Consider the following 20236-nt stretch of genomic DNA (forward strand, 5'->3'; position numbering starts at 1 on the left):
GGATTTTGGGCGTTGATAGCTCGGATACGGGCTGAATCTGAGCTGGGAGAAAGGTTTATGGGATTACATCGGACATTAAAAAGCCGGCTTATGGCCGGCTTCTCGTTGACTAACTCAGTTCGTTTTTGACAAACCTCACCAGCCTTCAAAACGTACATCCGGCTCTTGCGGCCGGCTGTGGGACTTGGTCAGAAAGTGATCTGCCTTGTCGGTGCGAGGCGTGGGCTCGCAAATGTGGGGCGGAGGATACTCGGGTTTTTGGCAGAATCCCAGTGGTAAGTGGTGTGGAATCATTGGGTTAGGGTGATTTAGGGGAAAAGCAGGGGGCTGCTGCGCAGCCCAGCGGGAGCAAGCTCCCTCGCCACAAAAGCTCCTCACTACAAAGCTCCTCACCACAAGGCTCCTCGCCACTAGGAGCTTTGCCTGTCTTTCCGTTCGGGTGGGTCAATCGCACACCGGCGGTCTCTGTTTGTTGAGGGTGGACCACCAGAACACCCAGCCGATCACCCGTATGTTCTGCGCGTCGATCTGTTCGGCGCTGAAGACTTCGTCCGGGTAGGCCGCGCTGTTGTGGCTGCGCAGGCGTAGCCGGTTGCCGGGGATGCGGTGCAGGTATTTGATGCGGAGCATGCCGTCGTGTTCGAGGGCGTAGATTTGGCCGTCGACGATTTGGGTCAGGCCGCGGTCGATGGCGAGGGTGGAGCCGTCTTCGATGCGTTCGGCCATGCTGTCGCCGACCATGGTGAGGCAGATGGCGTCGTTGGGGTTTATTTCCAGGGTTTCGAGGTGGCTGCGGGGCAGGCGGATGGATTGGTCGGGGATTTCGACGATGTGGGTTTTGGTTTCGCCGGGGGCGATGGGGACTTCCTTATAGAAAGGCAGTTCGATGTCCGTGGGTTCCAGCACGCTGTAGACGCCATCGTTTTCGGCCGCCTCGTAGGTGGTGCCGGGGCCGAGGCCCAATGGGGTTTGCGGGCCTTCGCCGTGGGCGAGCCACTCCGGGCTGACGGTCAGCAGGCTGGCGATGGAGTGGATGCGTCCTGGCGGGATGCCACGGTTGAACCAGTTGTTCACGTGTTGGGATTTCACGCCGTATAACTTCGCGAAGTCGGCGGATCGGATATTCGCTTCTTTTAGAAGGGCTCGGAAGCGGTCGCCACTGGAAAGTATTTTCATAAACGGAAAGTTTAGGGGCGACTGTGTTTTCGGCAATAAACATGTCGTTCAAATATATAAGACGATCTTTCCGTTTTTGGGATTTGAAAGGCGCGGGCTAAACGTGGGTAAACGGTGTTAATACAGGCTCGTATTAGAAACCATTAAGGCATAAAAAAACCCCGGGGCAAACCGGGGTTCTTTTCAAGTTTGTTTCAGCCTTTGTAGGCGGCAACTGACTTGGTGATCGCTTCGCGGGCGGCATCTGCGCCGGCCCAGCCTTCGATCTTGACCCACTTGCCTTTTTCGAGGTCTTTGTAGTTCTCGAAGAAGTGTTCGATCTGCTGGATCAGCAGTGGTGGCAGGTCGGTGTATTCCTTCACGTCGACGTACAGTTGCGACAGTTTGTCGTGTGGCACTGCGATGACTTTGGCATCGCCGCCGCCGTCGTCGGTCATGTTCAGGATGCCGACTGGACGGGCGCGGATGACCGAGCCTGGGGCAACTGGGTATGGGGTCACGACCAGCACGTCGAGGGGGTCGCCGTCGTCGGCCAGGGTGTTGGGGATGTAACCGTAGTTGGCCGGGTAGAACATGGGGGTGGCCATGAAACGGTCAACGAACAGGCAGTCGCTGTCTTTGTCGATTTCGTATTTGATCGGGGCGTGGTTGGCCGGGATTTCGATCGCGACGTAGATGTCGTTCGGCAGGTCTTTGCCAGCCGGAATCTTGCTGTAGCTCATTGGGCGGTGCCCCCGTTAGTTGACCAAATGACTTGGTCGGATTGACCAAAAAGTGGCGGCGATTATAGGCATATTCGGCCGCTGTTGCCACGTTACCAGGGTCTTAGAGACCTTAGTATGACGCCTGATAGACCGGATCTTCGGCTTGAAGTTGCCGCAGCCGGGCCAAAGGATCCTGGCGGTAGAAGGCCTTGAGCTGTTCATAGACCCGTGGATAGGCCTGGTGCAGCAGGTCCGGGGCGCTGAAGAAGTATTCGCTGGTGACGGCGAAGAACTCCGCCGGGTTTTCCGCGGCGTAGGGATCGATGAGGGTTTCGGCGTCGGGGTTCTGGTCCAGTTGGCGGTCGAGGTCGTCGAAGGCTTGTTGCATGGCTTCGGCCCAGTCGCTGACGCGCATGTCGGCGTGCAGTGGCGGCAGGCCGTTGGCGTCGCCGTTGAGCATGTCGAGTTTGTGCGCCAGTTCGTGGATCACCAGGTTGTAGCCGTCCCAGCCGCCGCTGGCCATCACGCCGTCCCAGGCCAGGATGATCGGGCCTTGGGGCCAGGCTTCGCCGCTGTGTTCGCCGTCCCACTCGTGCTCGATGCCGCTGGCGTCTCGGTAGCGTTGGGGGCTGAGGAAGTCGTCGGGGTAGAGGACGATTTCGTGGAAGCCCTGGTACCAGTTCAGCTCGCCGAGGTGCATCAGTGGCAGTTGGGCCTGGGCGGCGAGCAGCAGGCGTTGTTCCTGGTGCAGTTCGACGCCGGGCAGGGCGGTGAGGTGTTTATCGTGCAGGAACAGTACGCAGGCTTCCCGCAACCATTGGTCCTCGGCGGCGCTGATGCCGTCGAGGAAGCTCAATTGTTGGCGCACCCGTTGCCAGGTGTCCTCGGCCACGGGGTGTTTGGCGAGGGTGCGTTGCCGGCGCCAGTTGCTCAGGGTCCACATGAATGATCAGGCTTTCGAGGCGCGCTGGTTCATTTTGCTGCGCACCAGGCTGATGATCATCGGCAGCAGCGACACCAGAATGATGCCCACCACCAGCAGCGACAGGTTCTGCTTGATGAAGGGCACGTTGCCGAAGAAGTAACCGAGGGTGACCAGGCCGCCGACCCAGAGGACGGTGCCGAGGACGCTGAAGCCGAAGAAGCGCAGGTAGTTCATTTTGCCCACGCCGGCGACGAAGGGGGCGAAGGTGCGGATGATCGGCAGGAAGCGCGCCAGGGTCACGGTTTTGCCGCCGTGTTTGTCGTAGAAGTCGTGGGTTTGCTGCAGGTAGTCGCGGCGGAAGATTTTCGAGTTGGGGTTGCTGAACAGTTTTTCGCCGGCGGTGCGGCCGATGAGGTAGTTGGTGCTGTCGCCGAGGATCGCCGCGAGCATCAGCAGACCGGCCAGCAGCACGGGGTCCATGGCGCCACCGGCGGCGACGGCGCCAGCGATGAACAGCAGGGAGTCACCGGGCAGGAACGGCATCACCACCAGGCCGGTTTCACAGAAGATCACCAGGAACAGGATGGCGTAGACCCAGGTTCCGTAGTTGGTCACCAGCAGGTCGAGGTACACATCGAGGTGCAGGATGAGGTCGAGGGGATTGAAATCCATGCATAACACCTGTGGTGGTGGCCTGGCTCGGCAGGCTTTGGGTCGGGCTTGGAGGATGGCTACAGAGTGTGTAGCTTTTTCTTACAAGCCGGGAAGAGCGGCATTATACGGGCTGGAGGGCGGGGAGCGGGGTGAGTTTGTAGCCAGGGATTTCGATGTGTCGTCGCAGGGTGAAACACCCGTGGGAGCAAAGCTTGCTCGCGATGGTGGCTATTCAGTCAACATTGATGGGCCTGACGGACCGCTATCGCGAGCAAGCTTTGCTTCAACAGATCTATCTCCCATAGATATGCCTGCTTGCCCGCGATGGCGGCGGGGCAGTCAGCACTGATGTTGCCCGACAGACTGCTATCGCGAGCAAGCTTTGCTCCCACAGAACGATCAGTCCGCGGTAATCGGGTCAGAGCCCTTCGCTGATCGGCAACACGTAGTTCTTGAACTCGGTGTCTTCCTTGAAGCCGATCGATTCGTAGGTTTTCTGCGCCACTTCGTTGTTGCTGCTGGTGGAGACGCGCATGCGCACGGCGTTGGTTTCCTTGGCCATTTTTTTCGCGGTGCGGATCAGGTTGTCGGCCACCAGTTGGCGGCGGGCGTCTTCGGCGACGTAGATGTCGTTGAGGATCCATACGCGCTTGAGGGACAGGGATGAGTAGCTCGGGTAGAGCTGGCAGAAGCCCAGTAACCGGTTGTCGTCGTCATCGGGCAGGGCCAGGTAGATCACCGATTCCTTGCGGCGCAGGCGCTTTTCGAGGAAGGCTCGAGACGAGTCCGGGTAAGGCAGTGAGCCGTAGAATTCCCGGTACTTGACGAACAATGGGGTCAGCAGGTCCAGGTGTTCCAGCGTCGCTTGGATAATCCGCATGGTAGGTCTCGTCTGCAAAGGTCGACAGATATTCTGACAACAACGTCGCGCTGCCGTGCTTTTGATGCTGCCTGAAAGCGGATCAAAAACGCAATCGGATAAGCGGATCAGTTTCGGGGCGGCGCCAGTAGGAAATTACCTTTCATATCGGCTCCGTTTTCCGCTTCTAGAGTGTTCACCTGGGCTTCGTCCTTCAGATTGACGCCCGAAAGCTGACGGCGGCAGGCCTCGCGCATCAGGTAGATCAAGCGATGGGCCGCCATGCCGTAGCTCAGGCCTTCGAGGCGGACATTGGAGATGCAGTTGCGGTAGGCGTCGGTCAGGCCGACCTTGGGGGCGTAGGTGAAATACAGCCCCAGGCTGTCGGGGGAGCTGAGGCCGGGGCGTTCGCCGATCAGGATCACCGACATTTTCGCGCCGAGCCGCTGTGCCACTTCATCGGCCACGGCGACGCGGCCCTGTTCCACCAGGATCACCGGCGACGTCGACCAGCCTTCAGCGGCGATCTGTTCTTCCAACCGCGCCAGGAATGGCAAGGTATGGCGATGCACCGCCAGTGCCGACAGGCCGTCAGCCACGACGATGGCCAGGTCCACGCCGCCGGGATGGGCCGCTGCGTAGTCCTGCAGGATTTGCGCGGAGGCGTCGTCGAGCCGTCGGCCCAGGTCCGGGCGCTGTAGATAACTGTGTCGGTCGGCCGCGGCGCTGTGGAGCAACAGGCTTTCACGGCCGCCCTCGGTCAACTGTGCGCGAATGCCCTGGTGATCGAAGGCCAGGTGCACGGCATCGCGGGCCTGGGCGTGGGCGTACTGGAAATCCAGTTGCGCCTGGGTCGGCAGGCTGGTGCCGGTGCGGCCCAGGGCGATGCGCGCCGGGGTGAGGTTGCGCAGATTCAGCCAAGGGTTTTGCGGGTCGACAGGTTTTTTATCCATGGGCAGTTCACTCATCCCAGATGTGCGAGGGCGTGACGGAACGCCGGTGGCAGGTTGTCGCCAAACCGCACCCGGCCATCGGCCTGGGTGAAGATGCCCATGTTCGCCAGCCAGGTTTCGAACTCCGGCGCCGGCTTCAGGCCCAGAGTCTGGCGGGCGTAGAGGGCGTCGTGGAACGAGGTGGTCTGGTAGTTGAGCATGATGTCGTCGGAGCCGGGGATGCCCATGATGAAGTTGATCCCGGCCACGCCCAGCAGGGTCAGCAGGGTGTCCATGTCGTCCTGGTCGGCTTCGGCGTGGTTGGTGTAGCAGATGTCGCAGCCCATCGGCACGCCCAGCAGCTTGCCGCAGAAGTGGTCTTCGAGGCCGGCGCGGATGATCTGTTTGCCGTTGTACAGGTATTCCGGGCCGATGAAGCCTACAACCGTGTTTACCAGGAACGGGTTGAAATGCCGTGCCACGGCGTAGGCCCGGGTCTCGCAGGTCTGTTGATCGACGCCGTGGTGGGCGTTGGCCGACAGTGCGCTGCCCTGGCCGGTTTCGAAATACATCAGGTTGTTGCCCAAGGTGCCGCGATTCAGGCTGAGCCCGGCGTCGTAGCCTTCCTGCAAGATGTTCAGGCTGATGCCGAAACTGGCGTTGGCCGCTTCGGTGCCGGCGATGGACTGGAACACCAGGTCCAGGGGCACGCCACGGTTCGCCGCTTCGATGGAGGTGGTGACGTGGGTCAGCACGCAGCCTTGGGTGGGAATGTCGTAGCGCTGGATGATGGCGTCGAGCATTTCCAGCATGGCGCAGATCGAGGCGGTGCTGTCGGTGGCCGGGTTGATGCCGATCATGGCGTCGCCGTTGCCGAAGAGCAGGCCGTCGAGGATGCTCGCGGCGATCCCGGCGGGTTCGTCGGTGGGGTGGTTGGGTTGCAGGCGGGTGGACAAGCGCCCGCGCAGGCCGAGGGTGCCGCGGAACTTGGTGACCACGCGGATTTTCTGCGCCACCAGTACCAAATCCTGCACGCGCATGATTTTCGACACGGCCGCGACCATTTCCGGGGTCAGGCCGGGGGCCAGCGCCCGCAGGCTCTGTTCATCGGCGGCGTCGCTGAGCAGCCAGTCGCGAAAACCGCCGACGGTGAGGTGGCTGACGGTGGCGAAGGCTTGTTTGTCGTGGGTGTCGACGATCAACCGGGTGACTTCGTCCACCTCGTAAGGAATCAGCATTTCCTGCAGGAAATGGCTGAGGGGCAGGTCGGCCAAGGCCATTTGCGCGGCCACCCGCTCGCCATCGTTGAGCGCGGCGATCTCGGCCAGGAAATCCCCCGAGCGCGCCGGGCTGGCCTTGGCCATCAGGTCCTTGAGGCTGTCGAAGCGATAGGTCTGGGCGCCGACGGAATGGGCGAATGCGGCCATGGGCGGTGTCCTCCTGTTCTCTAAATAACTTAAATACACCCCATAACCCTGTGGGAGCGAGCTTGCTCGCGATAGCGGTGTGTCATTCAACACATGTGCCGGATGTAAGACCGCTATCGCGAGCAAGCTCGCTCCCACAGAGGGTTGGTGTGCACTTTTAAATGGCAGGCGCCAGGCCCTCGGCCCGGCGCCGGTGCAACGTTCAGATACCTGTGAGCATAGCGTCCGCCGGTGCATCGGAGCGTTGCTTGGCGGTCAGTTGGAAATACAGGTAGCCGACAACCATGAACGCCAGGAACACCAAGCCAATCACCATGTTGAACCACGCCATCGCCACCAGGCACACCACCGCCAGGAACAGCGCAATGCCCGGTACGATCGGGTAGCCCGGCGCACGGAAGGTGCGTTCCAGGTTCGGTTCGGTCTTACGCAGCCTGAACAGGCTGAGCATGCTGATGATGTACATCACGATGGCGCCGAACACTGACATGGTGATCATCGCCGCCGTCAGGCTCATGCCTTGCAGGTTGACCAGGCCATCGCTGTAGATCGCCGCGATGCCGATGACGCCGCCGGCCAGGATCGCCCGGTGCGGGGTCTGGAAGCGCGACAGTTTCGCCAGGCCGCGGGGCAGGTAGCCGGCCCGGGCCAGGGCGAAGAACTGCCGCGAGTAGCCGAGGATGATCCCGTGGAAGCTTGCCACCAGGCCGAACAGGCCGATCCACACCAGCATGTGCATCCAGGTCGAGTCGTTGCCGACCACCGCCTTCATGGCCTGGGGCAGCGGGTCGTTGATGTTCGACAGGGTGCGCCAGTCGCCCACGCCGCCGGCCATGATCATCACGCCGATGGCGAGGAACACCAGGGTCAGGATGCCGCTGACATAGGCACGGGGAATCGTGCGTTTCGGGTCCTTGGCTTCTTCGGCGGCCATGGCCGCGCCTTCGATGGCGAGGAAGAACCAGATGGCGAAGGGGATCGCCGCGAAAATGCCCGGGATCGAAGCAAGGGTGAACTCGTTGGAGCCGGCCCAGCCATTGAGCACGAAGTTACTGAAGCTGAAGCCCGGCGCGACCACGCCCATGAACACCAGCAACTCGGCGACCGCCAGCACGGTGACCACCAGCTCGAACGCGGCGGCGATGCTGACGCCGAGGATGTTCAGGGTCATGAACACGATGTACGCGCCAACCGCCGCGAGCTTGGGGTCCAGTTCGGGAAATTGCACGTTGAGGTAGGCGCCAATCGCCATGGCGATGGCCGGGGGCGCGAAGACGAATTCGATCAGGGTGGCGATCCCGGCGATCAACCCGCCTTTCTCGCCAAAGGCCCGTCGGCTGTAGGCAAAAGGCCCGCCGGCGTGAGGAATCGCGGTGGTCAGTTCGGTGAAACTGAAGATGAAGCAGGTGTACATCAGCGCCACCATGAGGGCGGTGACGAGAAAACCCAGGGTCCCGGCGGTGCCCCAGCCGTAGCTCCAGCCGAAGTACTCGCCGGAAATCACCAGGCCGACGGCGATGCCCCATAAATGCAGGGTGCCGAGTGTGGGTTTGAGTTGGGTGGTAGAAGTCATAAGTCCTCTCTGTCTTTTTTATTGTTTGATCTGTTGGACTTTCGGGTTTGCTGTGGAGCGGGCACGCAAGGCTCATGCCAGAGCGGTGGGACGGTAAATTGATGTTGTCAGTGAGGGCGTCATCGCGAGCAAGCTCGCTCCCACAGTGGATCTGTTGCCAACCCTGAAAAAAGAGTTATCCACAGATCCCTGTGGGAGCGAGCTTGCTCGCGATAGCTATCAAAAGGGCAAAGCAGGAGGCCCTGCCTTGCCCCAGTGACTTAGAAGAACCCCAACGGATTGATGTCGTAGCTCACCAGCAGGTTCTTGGTCTGCTGATAGTGGTCGAGCATCATCTTGTGGGTTTCACGCCCCACGCCGGACTTCTTGTAGCCACCGAACGCGGCGTGCGCCGGGTACAGGTGGTAGCAGTTGGTCCAGACGCGACCGGCCTTGATCGCCCGGCCCATGCGGTAGGCGCGGTTGATGTCGCGGGTCCATAGGCCGGCGCCGAGGCCGAACTCGGTGTCGTTGGCGATCGCCAGGGCTTCGGCTTCGTCCTTGAAGGTGGTGATGCTCACCACTGGGCCGAAGATTTCTTCCTGGAACACACGCATCTTGTTGGTGCCCTTGAGCAGGGTCGGCTGGATGTAATACCCGGTCGCCAGGTTGCCCTCGAGTTTTTCCACTTTGCCGCCGGTCAGCAGCTCGGCGCCTTCGCCCTTGGCGATTTCCAGGTACGAAAGAATCTTGTCGAATTGCTGCTCGGACGCCTGGGCGCCGACCATGGTGTCGGTGTCCAGTGGGTCGCCGCGTTTGATCTGCAGGACTTTCTTCATCACCACTTGCATGAATTCGTCGTAGATCGACTCCTGGACCAAGGCGCGGGATGGGCAGGTGCAGACTTCGCCCTGGTTGAAGAACGCCAGCACCAGACCTTCAGCGGCTTTCTCGATGAAGCTCGGTTCGGCCTGCATGATGTCTTCGAAGAAAATATTCGGCGACTTGCCGCCCAGTTCCACGGTGGACGGGATGATGTTCTCGGCGGCGCATTTCATGATGTGCGAGCCCACCGGGGTGGAGCCGGTGAAGGCGATCTTGGCGATGCGCTTGCTGGTGGCGAGGGCTTCACCGGCTTCTTTGCCGAAGCCTTGCACCACGTTCAGCACGCCGGGCGGCAGCAGGTCGCCGATCAGCTCCATGAGCACGCAGATGCCCAGTGGGGTTTGCTCGGCCGGCTTGAGCACCACGCAGTTACCGGCGGCCAGGGCCGGGGCGAGTTTCCAGGCGGCCATCAGCAGCGGGAAGTTCCACGGGATGATCTGCCCGACCACGCCCAGGGGTTCATGGATGTGATAGGCCACGGTGTTGCCGTCGATCTCGGCAGCGCTGCCTTCCTGGGCCCGCAGGCAACCGGCGAAGTAGCGGAAGTGGTCGGCGGCCAGGGGGATGTCGGCGTTGAGGGTTTCGCGCACGGCCTTGCCGTTGTCCCAGGATTCGGTGATCGCCAGGGTTTCGAGGTTGGCCTCGATGCGGTCGGCGATTTTCAGCAGGATCAGCGAGCGGGCCTGGGCCGAGGTGGCACCCCAGGCATCAGCGGCGGCGTGGGCGGCGTCCAGGGCTTTTTCGATGTCTTCGGCCGTGGAGCGCGGGAACTCGGCAATGGGCTGGCCATTGACCGGGGAAGTATTGGTGAAGTACTGACCTTTGACCGGCGCGACGAACTCGCCGCCGATGTAGTTACCGTATTTGCTCTTGAACGAAACGATAGCGCCTTCAGTACCGGGGTGAGCGTAACGCATGATGAGTTCTCCTTGGCTTTTGTGCTTATACGGGAGGCCGCGCAAAATTGAGCGCTGGTAATAAAGCCTAGAGCAAAGGTTGGGCCATTGCCTTGCGAGGCCCGTAAATCAAGACTTTAGGAGGAGTTGGTCGGACAAACGGAGGGGGTATGTGACGCTTGCGATACAGCGGGTGTGACAGTTTGTGCCAGATGCGAGACAGTCTGTGACTGGCAGGTCGCGCCAGCATTGCAAAGGCGGTTGGGCTGGAGGATGCTGGGCTTCGATCCTGGAATCTCTGGCAACTGTTTTTTGTGATAGGACAGCTTTTGTGGCGAGGGAGCTTGCTCCCGCTGGAGCGCGAAGCGGTCCCAAGGCAGCCAACTCGATCAGCCTGATACACCGCAAACTCAGGTTTTGGGGCTGCTGCGCAGCCCAGCGGGAGCAAGCTCCCTCGCCACGGGGTATGTGTTGGCAGGTCCAAAGGTCCTTCGGGGAGAATAATAAGAAATGCACAGCAACCATTTGAGTCGCCATGCCCAGCAAGTCCTGACGGTCACCCAGGGCAAGGCCCATTTGCAGGGCCCTGGCAGCGATCCGTCGATTGCCCGTTCCTGGCTGCGTTGTCTCGAGGACTATCACCTCGACCCGGCCCAGAACCTGGCGCCGACGGTGCTCGAGCATGGCCGGGTGCTGGAGAGCCGCGAGCGCTTGCAACAGGTGCTGCACATCGCCGGCAATGAAATGACCAGCCTGCACCAGCAACTCTCCGGCGCCGGCCACGCGGTGTTGCTGACCGACGCCCGGGGCGTGATCCTCAACTGCGTCACCGCCCCCAGCGAACGGAAGATTTTCGAACGGGCCGGCCTCTGGCTCGGCGCCGACTGGAGCGAAGCCTGCGAAGGCACCAACGGCATCGGCACCTGCCTGGTGGAACGCCAGGCCCTGACCATCCACCAGGAAGAACACTTTCGTGGCCGCCACACCGGCCTGACCTGTTCGGCCAGCCCGGTGTTCGATCCCCAGGGCGAATTGCTGGCGGTGCTCGACGTCTCCTCGGCTCGGCCGGACGTGTCGCGCCAGAGCCAGTTCCACACCATGGCCCTGGTCAATCTCTCGGCGAAGATGATCGAGAGCTGCTATTTCCTCCGTTGCTTCGACAATCAATGGCTGCTGCGCTTTCATTTGCAGGCCGAATCCGTGGGGCTGTTCAGCGAGGGCCTGCTGGCGTTCGACGGCGAAGGGCGGATCTGCGCGGTCAACCAGAGCGCGCTCAATCTCTTGGGGCATATTCGCGGCGGCTTGCTGGGCCAGCGGGTGGAGGACTTTTTCGATTGTTCACTGGATGAATTGCTGGGGCGGGCCAGTGCCCAGGCCAGCGCCAGTTGGCCGCTGCGCACCCGTGATGGCCGGCATTTGTTCGCCGTGTTGCGTGGGCAGCCGCGCAGTGTGCCGGTGCCGGTCGCGCCGGCGCTGCTCAAGGCCATCGAGCCCGCGCGGCTGCCGGGCATCTGCCTGGGGGATGCGGCGTTGCAGGAGCATTTTCGCAAGGCGCTGCGGGTGTTCGAGCGCGATGTGCCGTTGCTGATCCATGGCGAAACCGGCTCCGGCAAGGAGGCGTTCGCCAAGGCCGTGCACCACGCCAGCCAGCGCGCCGGCAAGCACTTCGTCGCCCTCAACTGCGCGGCCATCCCCGAAAGCCTGATCGAGAGCGAACTGTTCGGTTATCGCGGCGGCAGCTTCACCGGCGCGCGCAAGGAAGGCATGCGCGGCAAGCTGCAACAGGCCGACGGCGGCACGCTGTTCCTCGATGAAATCGGCGACATGCCCCTGGCCTTGCAGACTCGTTTGCTGCGAGTGCTGGAAGATCGCCAGGTGGTACCCATCGGCGGCGAACCCGAGGCGGTGAACGTGCGCATCATCAGCGCCACCCACCGGCAGTTGCTCGACCGGGTGCGGGACGGCAGTTTTCGCGAGGATTTGTACTACCGCCTCAATGGCTTGGAAATCCCCCTCCCGCCTTTGCGCGAGCGCAGTGACAAGTCGCAGTTGCTGGATTTTCTGTTGGCTGAAGAGAGCGGGGCCGAGACGGTACTCATCGAAGAGCCGGCGCGCCAGGCGTTGCTGGGATTCGACTGGCCGGGCAACGTGCGGCAACTGCGCAATGTGCTGCGCACCCTCGCCGCGCTGTGCGACGGTGGGCGGATTGGGCTGGAGGACTTGCCGGCGATGATTCGCCAGCGCCCGGTTGCCGTGGTTGAAACGGTGGCAGAACGGCCACTGGAAGACGCCGAGCGCCTGGCGTTGCTCGATGCACTGGAGCGCCAGCGTTGGCACATGACCCACACGGCGGAACAACTGGGGATCAGCCGAAATACCCTTTACCGGAAGTTGCGCAAACACGCTATCGCTCGCTGAGCCACTGATAATTGATCTGCTGACTGCTGACTGCTGACTGCTGACTGCTGACTGCTGACTGCTGACTGCTGACTGCTGACTGCTGTTGTGGCGAGGGAGCTTGCTCCCGCTGGGCTGCGCAGCAGCCCCAAGCTTTCTTTCCCACCCTGAAACCGAAAGCGACTGCTGCGCAGTCGAGCGGGAGCAAGCTCCCTCGCCACAAAAGCCGGGTAGTACATTCAACATCGCCGCAAACTGACCCACCGCTATCGCGAGCAAGCTCGCTCCCACAGGGGATTTGCAGTGTCCTGATGGCTGGCGTTCGAAACACAAGGTGCGATTTCCCCCTCCCTACGCTAACCTGCGGCCATGTTTTACGAGGTCGACTATGCACATTCATATTCTCGGTATTTGCGGCACTTTCATGGGTTCGATGGCGGTCCTGGCCAAGGAGCTGGGCCATCACGTGACCGGTTCCGACGCCAACGTCTATCCGCCGATGAGCACCCAGCTGGAAGCCCAGGGCATCGAACTGACCCAAGGCTACGACCCGGCGCAACTGGACCCGGCACCGGACCTGGTGGTCATCGGCAACGCCATGTCCCGGGGCAACCCGGCGGTGGAGTACGTGCTCAACAAAGGCCTGCCGTACGTGTCCGGGCCGCAGTGGCTGGCCGATCACGTGTTGCAGGGCCGTTGGGTCCTGGCCGTGGCCGGCACCCACGGCAAGACCACCACCAGCAGCATGCTCGCCTGGGTCCTGGAGCACGCGGGCATGAGCCCGGGTTTCCTGATCGGTGGCGTGCCGCAGAATTTCTCGGTGTCGGCGCGCCTGGGTGGCACGCCGTTCTTCGTGATCGAGGCGGACGAATACGACAGTGCGTTTTTCGATAAACGCTCGAAATTCGTCCACTACCGTCCACGCACGGCGATCCTCAACAACCTTGAGTTCGATCACGCCGACATCTTCCCCGACCTGGCAGCCATCGAGCGGCAGTTCCACCATTTGGTGCGCATCATTCCGAGCGAAGGCCTGGTGATCCATCCGACCACCGAACCGGCCTTGCAGCGCGTCATTGAAATGGGCTGCTGGACCCCGGTGCAAACCACCGGTGCGGGCGGCCAATGGCAGGTGAAATTGCTCAAGGATGACGGTTCGCAATTTGAAGTCATGTTCGAAGGCCAGTCCCAAGGCGTGGTCGAGTGGGGCATGACCGGCCAGCACAACGTCGCCAACGCCCTGGCGACGTTGGCGGCGGCCCGGCATGTCGGCGTGGTGCCGTCCATGGGCATCGCCGCGTTGAGCGCGTTCAAGAGCGTGAAGCGGCGGATGGAGAAAGTCGCCGAGGTCAACGGCATCACCATTTATGACGACTTCGCCCACCACCCAACGGCCATCGCCACCACCCTCGACGGTTTGCGCAAGCGCATCGGCGAGGCGCCGCTGATCGCGATCATCGAGCCGCGCTCCAACTCCATGAAGCTCGGTGCTCACCGCGATGGCCTGCCGGAAAGCGTGGTCGATGCCGACCAGGTGATCTGGTACTCACCGGCCAACCTGGGCTGGGACCTCGGCGCCACCGCCGCGCTGTGCACGGTGCCGTCGATTGTCAGCGATTCCCTGGAAGGCATCATCGAGCGTGTGAAGAGCCAGGCCCAGCCCGGTACCCACGTGGTGATTATGAGCAACGGCGGCTTCGGCGGCCTGCATGGCAAGCTGGCCGAGGCACTGAAATGAACACGCGCTTGGAGAGCAATGGTCCCGAACGCATCACATTGGCGATGACCGGTGCTTCCGGCGCCCAGTACGGTTTGCGCCTGCTCGATTGCCTGGTGCGTGAAGACCGCGAGGTGCACTTCCTGATCTCCAAGGCCGCGCAACTGGTGATGGCCACCGAGACCGACGTGACCCTGCCGGCCAAGACCCAGATGATGCAGGCCTTCCTCACCGAATACACCGGGGCGGCGGCGGGGCAGATTCGCGTCTATGGCAAGGAAGACTGGATGTCACCGGTGGCGTCGGGCTCCGGCGCGCCGGCGGCCATGGTGGTGGTGCCGTGCTCCACCGGGACGCTGTCGGCGATTGCCACCGGGGCCTGCAACAACCTGATCGAACGGGCGGCGGACGTCACGCTCAAGGAGCGCCGCCCGTTGATCCTGGTGCCGCGGGAAGCGCCGTATTCGAGCATTCACCTGGAGAACATGCTCAAGCTGTCGAACATGGGCGTGACCATCCTGCCGGCCTCGCCGGGTTTCTATCACCAGCCGCAGACCATCGACGACCTGATCGATTTCGTCGTCGCGCGGATTCTCAATCTGCTGAACATCCCCCAGGACATGCTGCCGCGCTGGGGCGAACATCATTTGAGCAGCGATGAATAAGCTGCTGATCGTGCTGCTGGCGCTGCAACTGACCGGCTGCGCCACCGCCCGCACCCTCGACGCGGCCAAGCCCGGTGCGCCGCTGGTGTACGCGGGCACGCGCCTGGATCTATACGCCCTCAACGGCGGATGCTGTGCCAAGGACCGCTTTGGGGCCGAGGCACCGAGCTATCCTGGCGTCGATCTGCCGGGCAGTGCGCTGCTGGATACCTTGTTGTTGCCGTTGTCGTTGTTCACAGCAATCGGCGTGGGGTTCCGAGCGACTGGGGGGATGTAGCAAACACCAGGATGGGGGCTCGGCTTTGGGGCGGTGGCGCGCCCATCGCGAGCAAGCTCGCTCCCACATTCGACCTCATTCTTCCTGACGAAACTCGGTCAACTGTGGGAGCGAGCTTGCTCGCGATGAGGTCCAGTCAGGCGCTGCAGAATCATTTCCCCAGCTTACGCAACTCATCCGACTCCACCACCCGCACCCCATCCTGCTCTTCCAGCGCCAGGCGCCACATGGCCCGGGCCAGTTGGCAGGCTTCGATGCCGTGGTACTTGCCTGGGATCAGCTTCGACAACGGCCCGGCCAGTTGCTCGGCCAGGCGCGGTTCGACGCGGTCGCCCAGCAGCAGGGAAGGGCGGCAGATGGTCAATTGCGGCCAGCCCTGGGTCTTGAGGGCCGCCTCCATCTCACCCTTGACCCGGTTGTAGAAGATCGATGACTTGGCGTCGGCTCCCAGGGCACTGATCACCACCAGGTGCCGCGCGCCCAGTTCCCGGGCGCGCTTGGCAAACGCCACCACCAGGTCCAGGTCCACCGCGCGAAAGGCTGCTTCGGAGCCGGCTTTCTTGAGGGTGGTGCCGAGGCAGCAAAAAGCGATGTCGACCTGGCCGCTGAGTTGAGGCAACACCTGGGCCGGTTCCCCCACCGGGTTTTTCAGGCGCGGGTGTTCGGCCAGCGGCCGGCGGGTGGGGGCCAGGACCCGGGTGATGGTCGGCTCGTTGAGCAGCCGGTCCAGTAGATGTTCCCCGGTCAGCCCGGTGGCTCCGGCGAGCAAAACATGCTGAGGCGTCAAGTACATAGTGTTTCCCCCTTGATACGGTTCAGCTTAGTTGCTCTTTGTGGCCTCGTCGTTCAATGCAGTACTTTGCAATGCTTTCCGGGCCTGCTGTTTGCGCAGCAGTTGCCAGTGGGAAAGGACCGTCCTGGGCGCCCACATCTGCGGTTCGGAGGCTTCGAAATTGTCTGCCTGTTCCCGTTCGGCCACGGTGGCCTTGGCCCGCTTGAAAGCCTGCTCCAGGTCGTCGGTCTGGTTCAAGGCCTGGGCGAACAGCGCGTCGCCGAAGTAGGTGAAGTTGGCTTCCTCGGAGCAGCCGAAGGACACCCGGTCGGCCCGGGAAGCGGTCATGATCAAGGTGCGTTCATCCTTGAGCGCCGGGATGAAGCCGCCGGAGTAGCAGGCCGAGATCACCACGATCTTGTCGCGGTTCTTCAGCGGCGCCAGGACCACGGCCAGTTCATCGGCGGGCAGGTCGGCCAGTTCCATGCGCGGCTGGTCGAGTACCAGTTCATGCTCGCTGGTGCCGTGGCTGGTCAGGTAGATGAAAATCAGGTCTTCCGGGCCACTGCGCTCGGCCAGGGTGGCGGCGGCGCGGCGCAGGCTTTCGCGGCTGGCCATGGGCCGGTCGCCGAGGTGATCGCGGTGGTTCACCAGGCGGATCTGCCCGAACGCGCCGAAACGGCTGGTGAGCATGTTGGCGACATAGTCGGATTCGCGCAGGAACACGCTTTGCTTGCCGTCGCCGCCCAGGGTCAGGCTGTACAGCTCCACCGCCGGGGTCGAGGCCGGGATGTTGGCCAGGGCCTCCTCCAGCAGGCGGCCCTGGGCCAGCAGGCCAAGTTCGAGCACATCCGGCAACAGCCTGCCGTCCGCGTCGCGCACCCGTTGGCCGTTGGCCCAGGTGCCGCTTTGCACGGTGCCATCGGTCAGCACCAGGGTGCCGTGTCCGTGGTAGCTGTCGCTTTCGAACTGGCCGATGTAGAAACTGCCGTCGGGCAGGTTCAGGCGGCCCTGGCCGGTAAAGCGCCAATCGTTGAATTGACCGAGGTAGTGGCTGCCGTCGGCGCCGATCAGTTCGCCCTTGCCGGTCAGCGCGCCGTCCTTGAACCGGCCGATCCAGACATCGCCGTCGGCATTTTCGTAGCGACCGCGACCGTTGAGCTGGTTGTTCCTGAAACCGCCGATGTAGACATCGCCATCGGCGCTGTTGAAGGTGCCCTTGCCCTGCAGTTGCCCGTCGACAAAATGGCCGGTGAACTGGTTGCCGCTGGCGTCGAAGCGCTGGCCTTCACCGTTGGGCTTGCCGTTGACGAAGGGGCCTTGGTACTGGCTGCCGTCGTCGAGTTCCAGGCGCCCGAGACCGGAATAGCGGTCGGCCTTGAACTCGCCCCGGTAGGTCATGCCGTTTTCCTTGAGCGTCCCTTCACCGTCCCGTCGCCCCAGCTTGAAGCCGCCGGTGTAGCTGCTGGAGGGGGTGGTCAGGCTGCCCTGGCCGTGGAACAGGCCCTGGTGGAACTGGCCGCGATAGACCTCGCCATTGCTGCCGTGCCATTCCCCGGTGCCGTGCCACTGGCCCTTGTCGAACTGCCCGGCATACCAACTGCCGTTGGGGTAGTCGATGCGCCCCTGGCCTTGCAGCAGCCCGTCCACCAGGTCGCCGCGATAGCGGCCGCCGTCGGGCAGGCGCGCGTCGGGCGGCAGCGGCGATTCGCCGCCGCCACAGGCGGTGAGCAACAGGGTCAGGGTCAGTGGGACGAATAAGCGCATAACCGGATCCAGATCATCAAGCCACGAGTATGCCGCAGCTAGCCCCCCTGGACATAGGGAAGCGATGCGAAACTGCACGAGCGGTTTCGCGACCGCGCAGGTTTACACGAAGCAGAGCGACAGCGGCTCGGCGATGTAGGCCGGTTTTTCCGAACCTTCGATTTCCAGCGTGGCGGTGGCCTTGAGCAGCCATTGGCCAGGTTTTTTCTCGGTGGCGTCCACCAGGTCGACCTTGAGCCGGACCTTGGAATCGACCTTCACCGGTTGGATGAAACGCACGCTGTCCAGGCCGTAGTTGACGACCATCTTCACGCCTTCAGGCAGGATCAGGATGTCTTCCATCAGCTTGGGCATCAGCGACAGCGACAGGAAACCGTGGGCGATGGTGCTGCCAAACGGGGTCTGCGCGGCCTTGACCGGGTCGACGTGGATGAACTGAAAGTCGCCAGTGGCTTCGGCGAACAGGTTGATGCGCGCCTGATCGATCGTGAGCCATTCGGAACGTCCAAGTTCCTTGCCGACATAATCTTTGAGCGCTGCAACGGGGACGTAGGGCATTGAGACTCTCCTTGGGTTCATCGGTTTTACTTTTTCTGGAGCGGGGATTGGCGTCCCCGAAAAACCACTGTAGATCAACATGGCGTGCAAGTAAGGTCACTGAACATGCTTTTTACGAATGCCGACCCATAGCGCGGGCATGCTTATAATGCCGGCGCATTCTTTGCAATTCCGTTCATTTAACGTGTGCGTTTGATTCCGTGGCGAGGGAGCTTGCTCCCGCTTGAGTGCGAAGCGCTCATGAAATGGGGCCGCTGCGCAGCCCAGCGGGAGCAAGCTCCCTCGCCACACAATCACGCCGCGCGCTTGAGTGAACCGAATTGGCGCGTTCATGGGGCTGTTGCAGGGGGAGAGAGCGGATGTTGCTACGGGGCCTGACCTGGCTGGTGTTTTTTCAATTGCTGGGCACTGCGATCAATCATTTATTCTTGCCGGTGCTGCCTGGGCCGATCATTGGCCTGCTGTTACTGCTGGGCTATCTGGTGATGCGCGGTGAAGTCAGCGAACCGTTGAACCTGGCCGCCAGTAGCCTGCTGCGTTACCTGCCCTTGCTGCTGGTGCCGCCGGCGGTGGGGGTGATGGTATATGCCGGGGCGATTGCCGCCGATTTCTGGGCCATCGTTGGCGCGTTGACCTTGTCCCTGGTGCTGTCCGTGGCGCTGACGGGCGTGCTGATGCAGCGCCTGGCCCGCCGTCACGTCGCCGCCCCGGAGGACAGCCAATGATGCTCGACTGGCAGGGCGCCTGGACTTCGGTGATCCACCATCCGCTGTTCGGCATCGGCATTACCCTGGGTGCCTATCAGTTGGTGTTGGCGGCGTTCGAAAAGACCCGCTGGGTGTTCCTGCAACCGGTGTTGATGTCGATGGTGCTGTTGATCGGCGTGTTGGTCGGTTGCGGCATCGGCTATGCCGAGTACCGCAAGAGCACCGAGATCCTCAGCATTCTGCTGGGCCCGGCCACGGTCGCCCTGGCGGTGCCGCTGTATTTGAACCTGCGACGGATCCGGCAGTTGTTCTGGCCGATTTTTACTACGCTGGTGATAGCCGGGGTGTTTGCCACGGGCTCCGCGGTGGTGTTGGGCTGGGTCTTTGGCGCCGAGCACATGATCCTGATGACCATGGCGCCCAAGTCCGTGACTTCGCCGATTGCCATGCTGGTGGCCGAGCAAATCGGCGGCGTGGCGGCCATGGCGGCGGTGTTCGTGTTGATCACCGGTGTACTCGGGGCGATCCTCGGTCCGAGTATTCTGACCCGGTTGGGGGTCCATAGCCCCGAGGCCCGGGGCATGGCCCTGGGGCTGGCGGCCCATGCGGTGGGCACGTCGGTGGCGTTGCAGGAAAGCGAGGAGTCCGGTGCCTTTGCGGCGCTGGCGATGAGTCTGATGGGCGTGGCCACGGCGGTGCTATTGCCGTTGGTGGTGTCGATGACCGTTTAAGGATCTGGTTATGAGCTTGCCGCTTTTCCCGTTGAACACTGTGCTGTTCCCCGGTTGCATCCTCGACTTGCAGATTTTCGAGGCGCGTTACCTCGACATGATTGGGCGCTGCATGAAAAAGGGCGAAGGCTTCGGCGTGGTGTGCATCCTCGATGGCGAGGAAGTCGGGCACGCGCCTGAAGGCTTCGCGCGGGTCGGTTGTGAAGCGCGCATCACCGATTTTTCCCAGCAGGACAATGGTCTGCTGGGCATTCGCGTGGAGGGTGGGCGGCGCTTTATCGTCCATGGCACCAGCGTCCAGGCGGATCAACTGATGGTCGCTGAAGTCGAGTGGCTGGAGGAGGAGCCGGAGCAACCGCTGCAAGAGGAAGACGCTGACCTGGTGGCGCTGCTCAAGGCCCTGGCCGAGCACCCGATGGTCGAGGCCCTGAACATGGGCACCGAAGCGACCGGCCAGCAATCGCTGGCCAATCAACTGGCTTACCTGCTGCCGTTCAATGAGCTGGACAAGATCGACCTGCTGCAACTCGACGACCCGCAACAGCGCCTGGATGCGATCCAGGCGTTGCTCGATGAGCTGCAGGGCGAACTGTTCGCCTGACACCACAACAGCACTGATCCCCTGTGGGAGCGAG

The 20236-nt window shown here is 62.3% G+C and carries 19 protein-coding genes; 7 read left to right on the forward strand and 12 right to left on the reverse strand.

The features are described from left to right. Positions 1 to 444 precede the first annotated feature (444 nt). The 9 genes from J4E53_RS11585 to J4E53_RS11625 all read right to left on the reverse strand — a co-directional run bounded on the left by J4E53_RS11585 (position 445) and on the right by J4E53_RS11625 (position 10031). Positions 445 to 1176, reverse strand: a complete 732-nt coding sequence (locus J4E53_RS11585; RefSeq protein ID WP_092444076.1) for a helix-turn-helix transcriptional regulator — start codon at positions 1174 to 1176, stop codon at positions 445 to 447. A 194-nt stretch (positions 1177 to 1370) separates the two neighbouring features. After that, a complete protein-coding gene (ppa, locus tag J4E53_RS11590) occupies positions 1371 to 1898 on the reverse strand; it encodes an inorganic diphosphatase (protein ID WP_053151827.1) in 528 nt (175 codons plus the stop codon). 112 nt (positions 1899 to 2010) lie between these two features. Then, positions 2011 to 2823, reverse strand: a complete 813-nt coding sequence (locus J4E53_RS11595; protein WP_103309213.1) for a zinc-dependent peptidase — start codon at positions 2821 to 2823, stop codon at positions 2011 to 2013. 6 nt (positions 2824 to 2829) lie between these two features. Next, positions 2830 to 3477: a DedA family protein gene (locus J4E53_RS11600; RefSeq protein ID WP_060740459.1), complete on the reverse strand. Its 648-nt coding sequence runs from the start codon at positions 3475 to 3477 to the stop codon at positions 2830 to 2832. A gap of 400 nt (positions 3478 to 3877) precedes the next feature. Next, positions 3878 to 4339, reverse strand: a complete 462-nt coding sequence (locus J4E53_RS11605; protein ID WP_053125701.1) for an N-acetyltransferase — start codon at positions 4337 to 4339, stop codon at positions 3878 to 3880. A gap of 107 nt (positions 4340 to 4446) precedes the next feature. Next, complete coding sequence (gene eutC, locus J4E53_RS11610) at positions 4447 to 5271, reverse strand: ethanolamine ammonia-lyase subunit EutC (RefSeq protein WP_103309211.1); 825 nt, start codon at positions 5269 to 5271, stop codon at positions 4447 to 4449. A gap of 11 nt (positions 5272 to 5282) precedes the next feature. Then, entirely contained in the window at positions 5283 to 6677 is a 1395-nt protein-coding gene (locus J4E53_RS11615) for an ethanolamine ammonia-lyase subunit EutB (RefSeq protein ID WP_103309209.1), read from the reverse strand. 202 nt (positions 6678 to 6879) lie between these two features. Then, positions 6880 to 8250: an ethanolamine permease gene (gene eat, locus J4E53_RS11620; RefSeq protein ID WP_103309208.1), complete on the reverse strand. Its 1371-nt coding sequence runs from the start codon at positions 8248 to 8250 to the stop codon at positions 6880 to 6882. Between the two features lie 260 nt (positions 8251 to 8510). Continuing rightward, the gene (locus tag J4E53_RS11625) at positions 8511 to 10031 is read right to left on the reverse strand and encodes an aldehyde dehydrogenase family protein (protein ID WP_060740464.1); all 1521 of its coding nucleotides are present in this window, start codon (positions 10029 to 10031) and stop codon (positions 8511 to 8513) included. Positions 10032 to 10520: 489 nt separating this feature from the next. Between J4E53_RS11625 and J4E53_RS11630 the strand changes: the two genes are divergently transcribed. The 4 genes from J4E53_RS11630 (at position 10521) to J4E53_RS11645 (ending at position 15066) form a co-directional block, all read left to right on the forward strand. Beyond that, positions 10521 to 12428, forward strand: coding sequence for a sigma-54-dependent Fis family transcriptional regulator (locus J4E53_RS11630; RefSeq protein ID WP_103309204.1), 1908 nt, complete (start codon positions 10521 to 10523; stop codon positions 12426 to 12428). A 367-nt stretch (positions 12429 to 12795) separates the two neighbouring features. Continuing rightward, entirely contained in the window at positions 12796 to 14145 is a 1350-nt protein-coding gene (gene mpl, locus J4E53_RS11635) for a UDP-N-acetylmuramate:L-alanyl-gamma-D-glutamyl-meso-diaminopimelate ligase (protein WP_103308163.1), read from the forward strand. Then, entirely contained in the window at positions 14142 to 14789 is a 648-nt protein-coding gene (ubiX, locus tag J4E53_RS11640) for a flavin prenyltransferase UbiX (protein WP_060740467.1), read from the forward strand. The genes mpl and ubiX overlap by 4 nt, the downstream gene beginning before the upstream one ends. Next, positions 14782 to 15066, forward strand: coding sequence for a YceK/YidQ family lipoprotein (locus J4E53_RS11645; protein ID WP_060740468.1), 285 nt, complete (start codon positions 14782 to 14784; stop codon positions 15064 to 15066). The genes ubiX and J4E53_RS11645 overlap by 8 nt, the downstream gene beginning before the upstream one ends. A 151-nt stretch (positions 15067 to 15217) precedes the next feature. Here the strand turns inward: J4E53_RS11645 and J4E53_RS11650 are convergent, their stop codons facing one another. The 3 genes from J4E53_RS11650 to J4E53_RS11660 form a co-directional block, all read right to left on the reverse strand. Next, positions 15218 to 15859: an oxidoreductase gene (locus J4E53_RS11650; RefSeq protein ID WP_060740469.1), complete on the reverse strand. Its 642-nt coding sequence runs from the start codon at positions 15857 to 15859 to the stop codon at positions 15218 to 15220. Positions 15860 to 15886: 27 nt separating this feature from the next. Further along, entirely contained in the window at positions 15887 to 17605 is a 1719-nt protein-coding gene (locus J4E53_RS11655; protein WP_060740470.1) for a C13 family peptidase, read from the reverse strand. Positions 17606 to 17707: 102 nt separating this feature from the next. Next, on the reverse strand, positions 17708 to 18163 hold the full coding sequence (locus J4E53_RS11660; RefSeq protein ID WP_060740471.1) for a MaoC family dehydratase: 456 nt from the start codon (positions 18161 to 18163) through the stop codon (positions 17708 to 17710). Positions 18164 to 18522: 359 nt separating this feature from the next. Here J4E53_RS11660 and J4E53_RS11665 point away from each other — a divergent pair, with 359 nt between their 5' ends. Genes J4E53_RS11665 through J4E53_RS11675 form a run of 3 tightly spaced genes read left to right on the forward strand, consistent with a single transcriptional unit; the run spans position 18523 to position 20202 of the window. After that, positions 18523 to 18888, forward strand: coding sequence for a CidA/LrgA family protein (locus tag J4E53_RS11665; protein ID WP_060740472.1), 366 nt, complete (start codon positions 18523 to 18525; stop codon positions 18886 to 18888). Beyond that, positions 18885 to 19601, forward strand: coding sequence for an LrgB family protein (locus J4E53_RS11670; protein WP_103311314.1), 717 nt, complete (start codon positions 18885 to 18887; stop codon positions 19599 to 19601). Before J4E53_RS11665 ends, J4E53_RS11670 begins: the two co-directional genes overlap by 4 nt. Positions 19602 to 19611: 10 nt before the next feature. Beyond that, positions 19612 to 20202 carry an LON peptidase substrate-binding domain-containing protein gene (locus J4E53_RS11675; protein ID WP_060740474.1) on the forward strand — a complete coding sequence of 197 codons (591 nt, stop codon included), beginning with the start codon at positions 19612 to 19614 and terminating at the stop codon, positions 20200 to 20202. The last annotated feature ends 34 nt before the right edge of the window (positions 20203 to 20236 follow it).

Source organism: Pseudomonas sp. FW305-28, assembly GCF_017351395.1.
Taxonomy (GTDB): Bacteria; Pseudomonadota; Gammaproteobacteria; order Pseudomonadales; family Pseudomonadaceae; genus Aquipseudomonas; species Aquipseudomonas fluorescens_AA.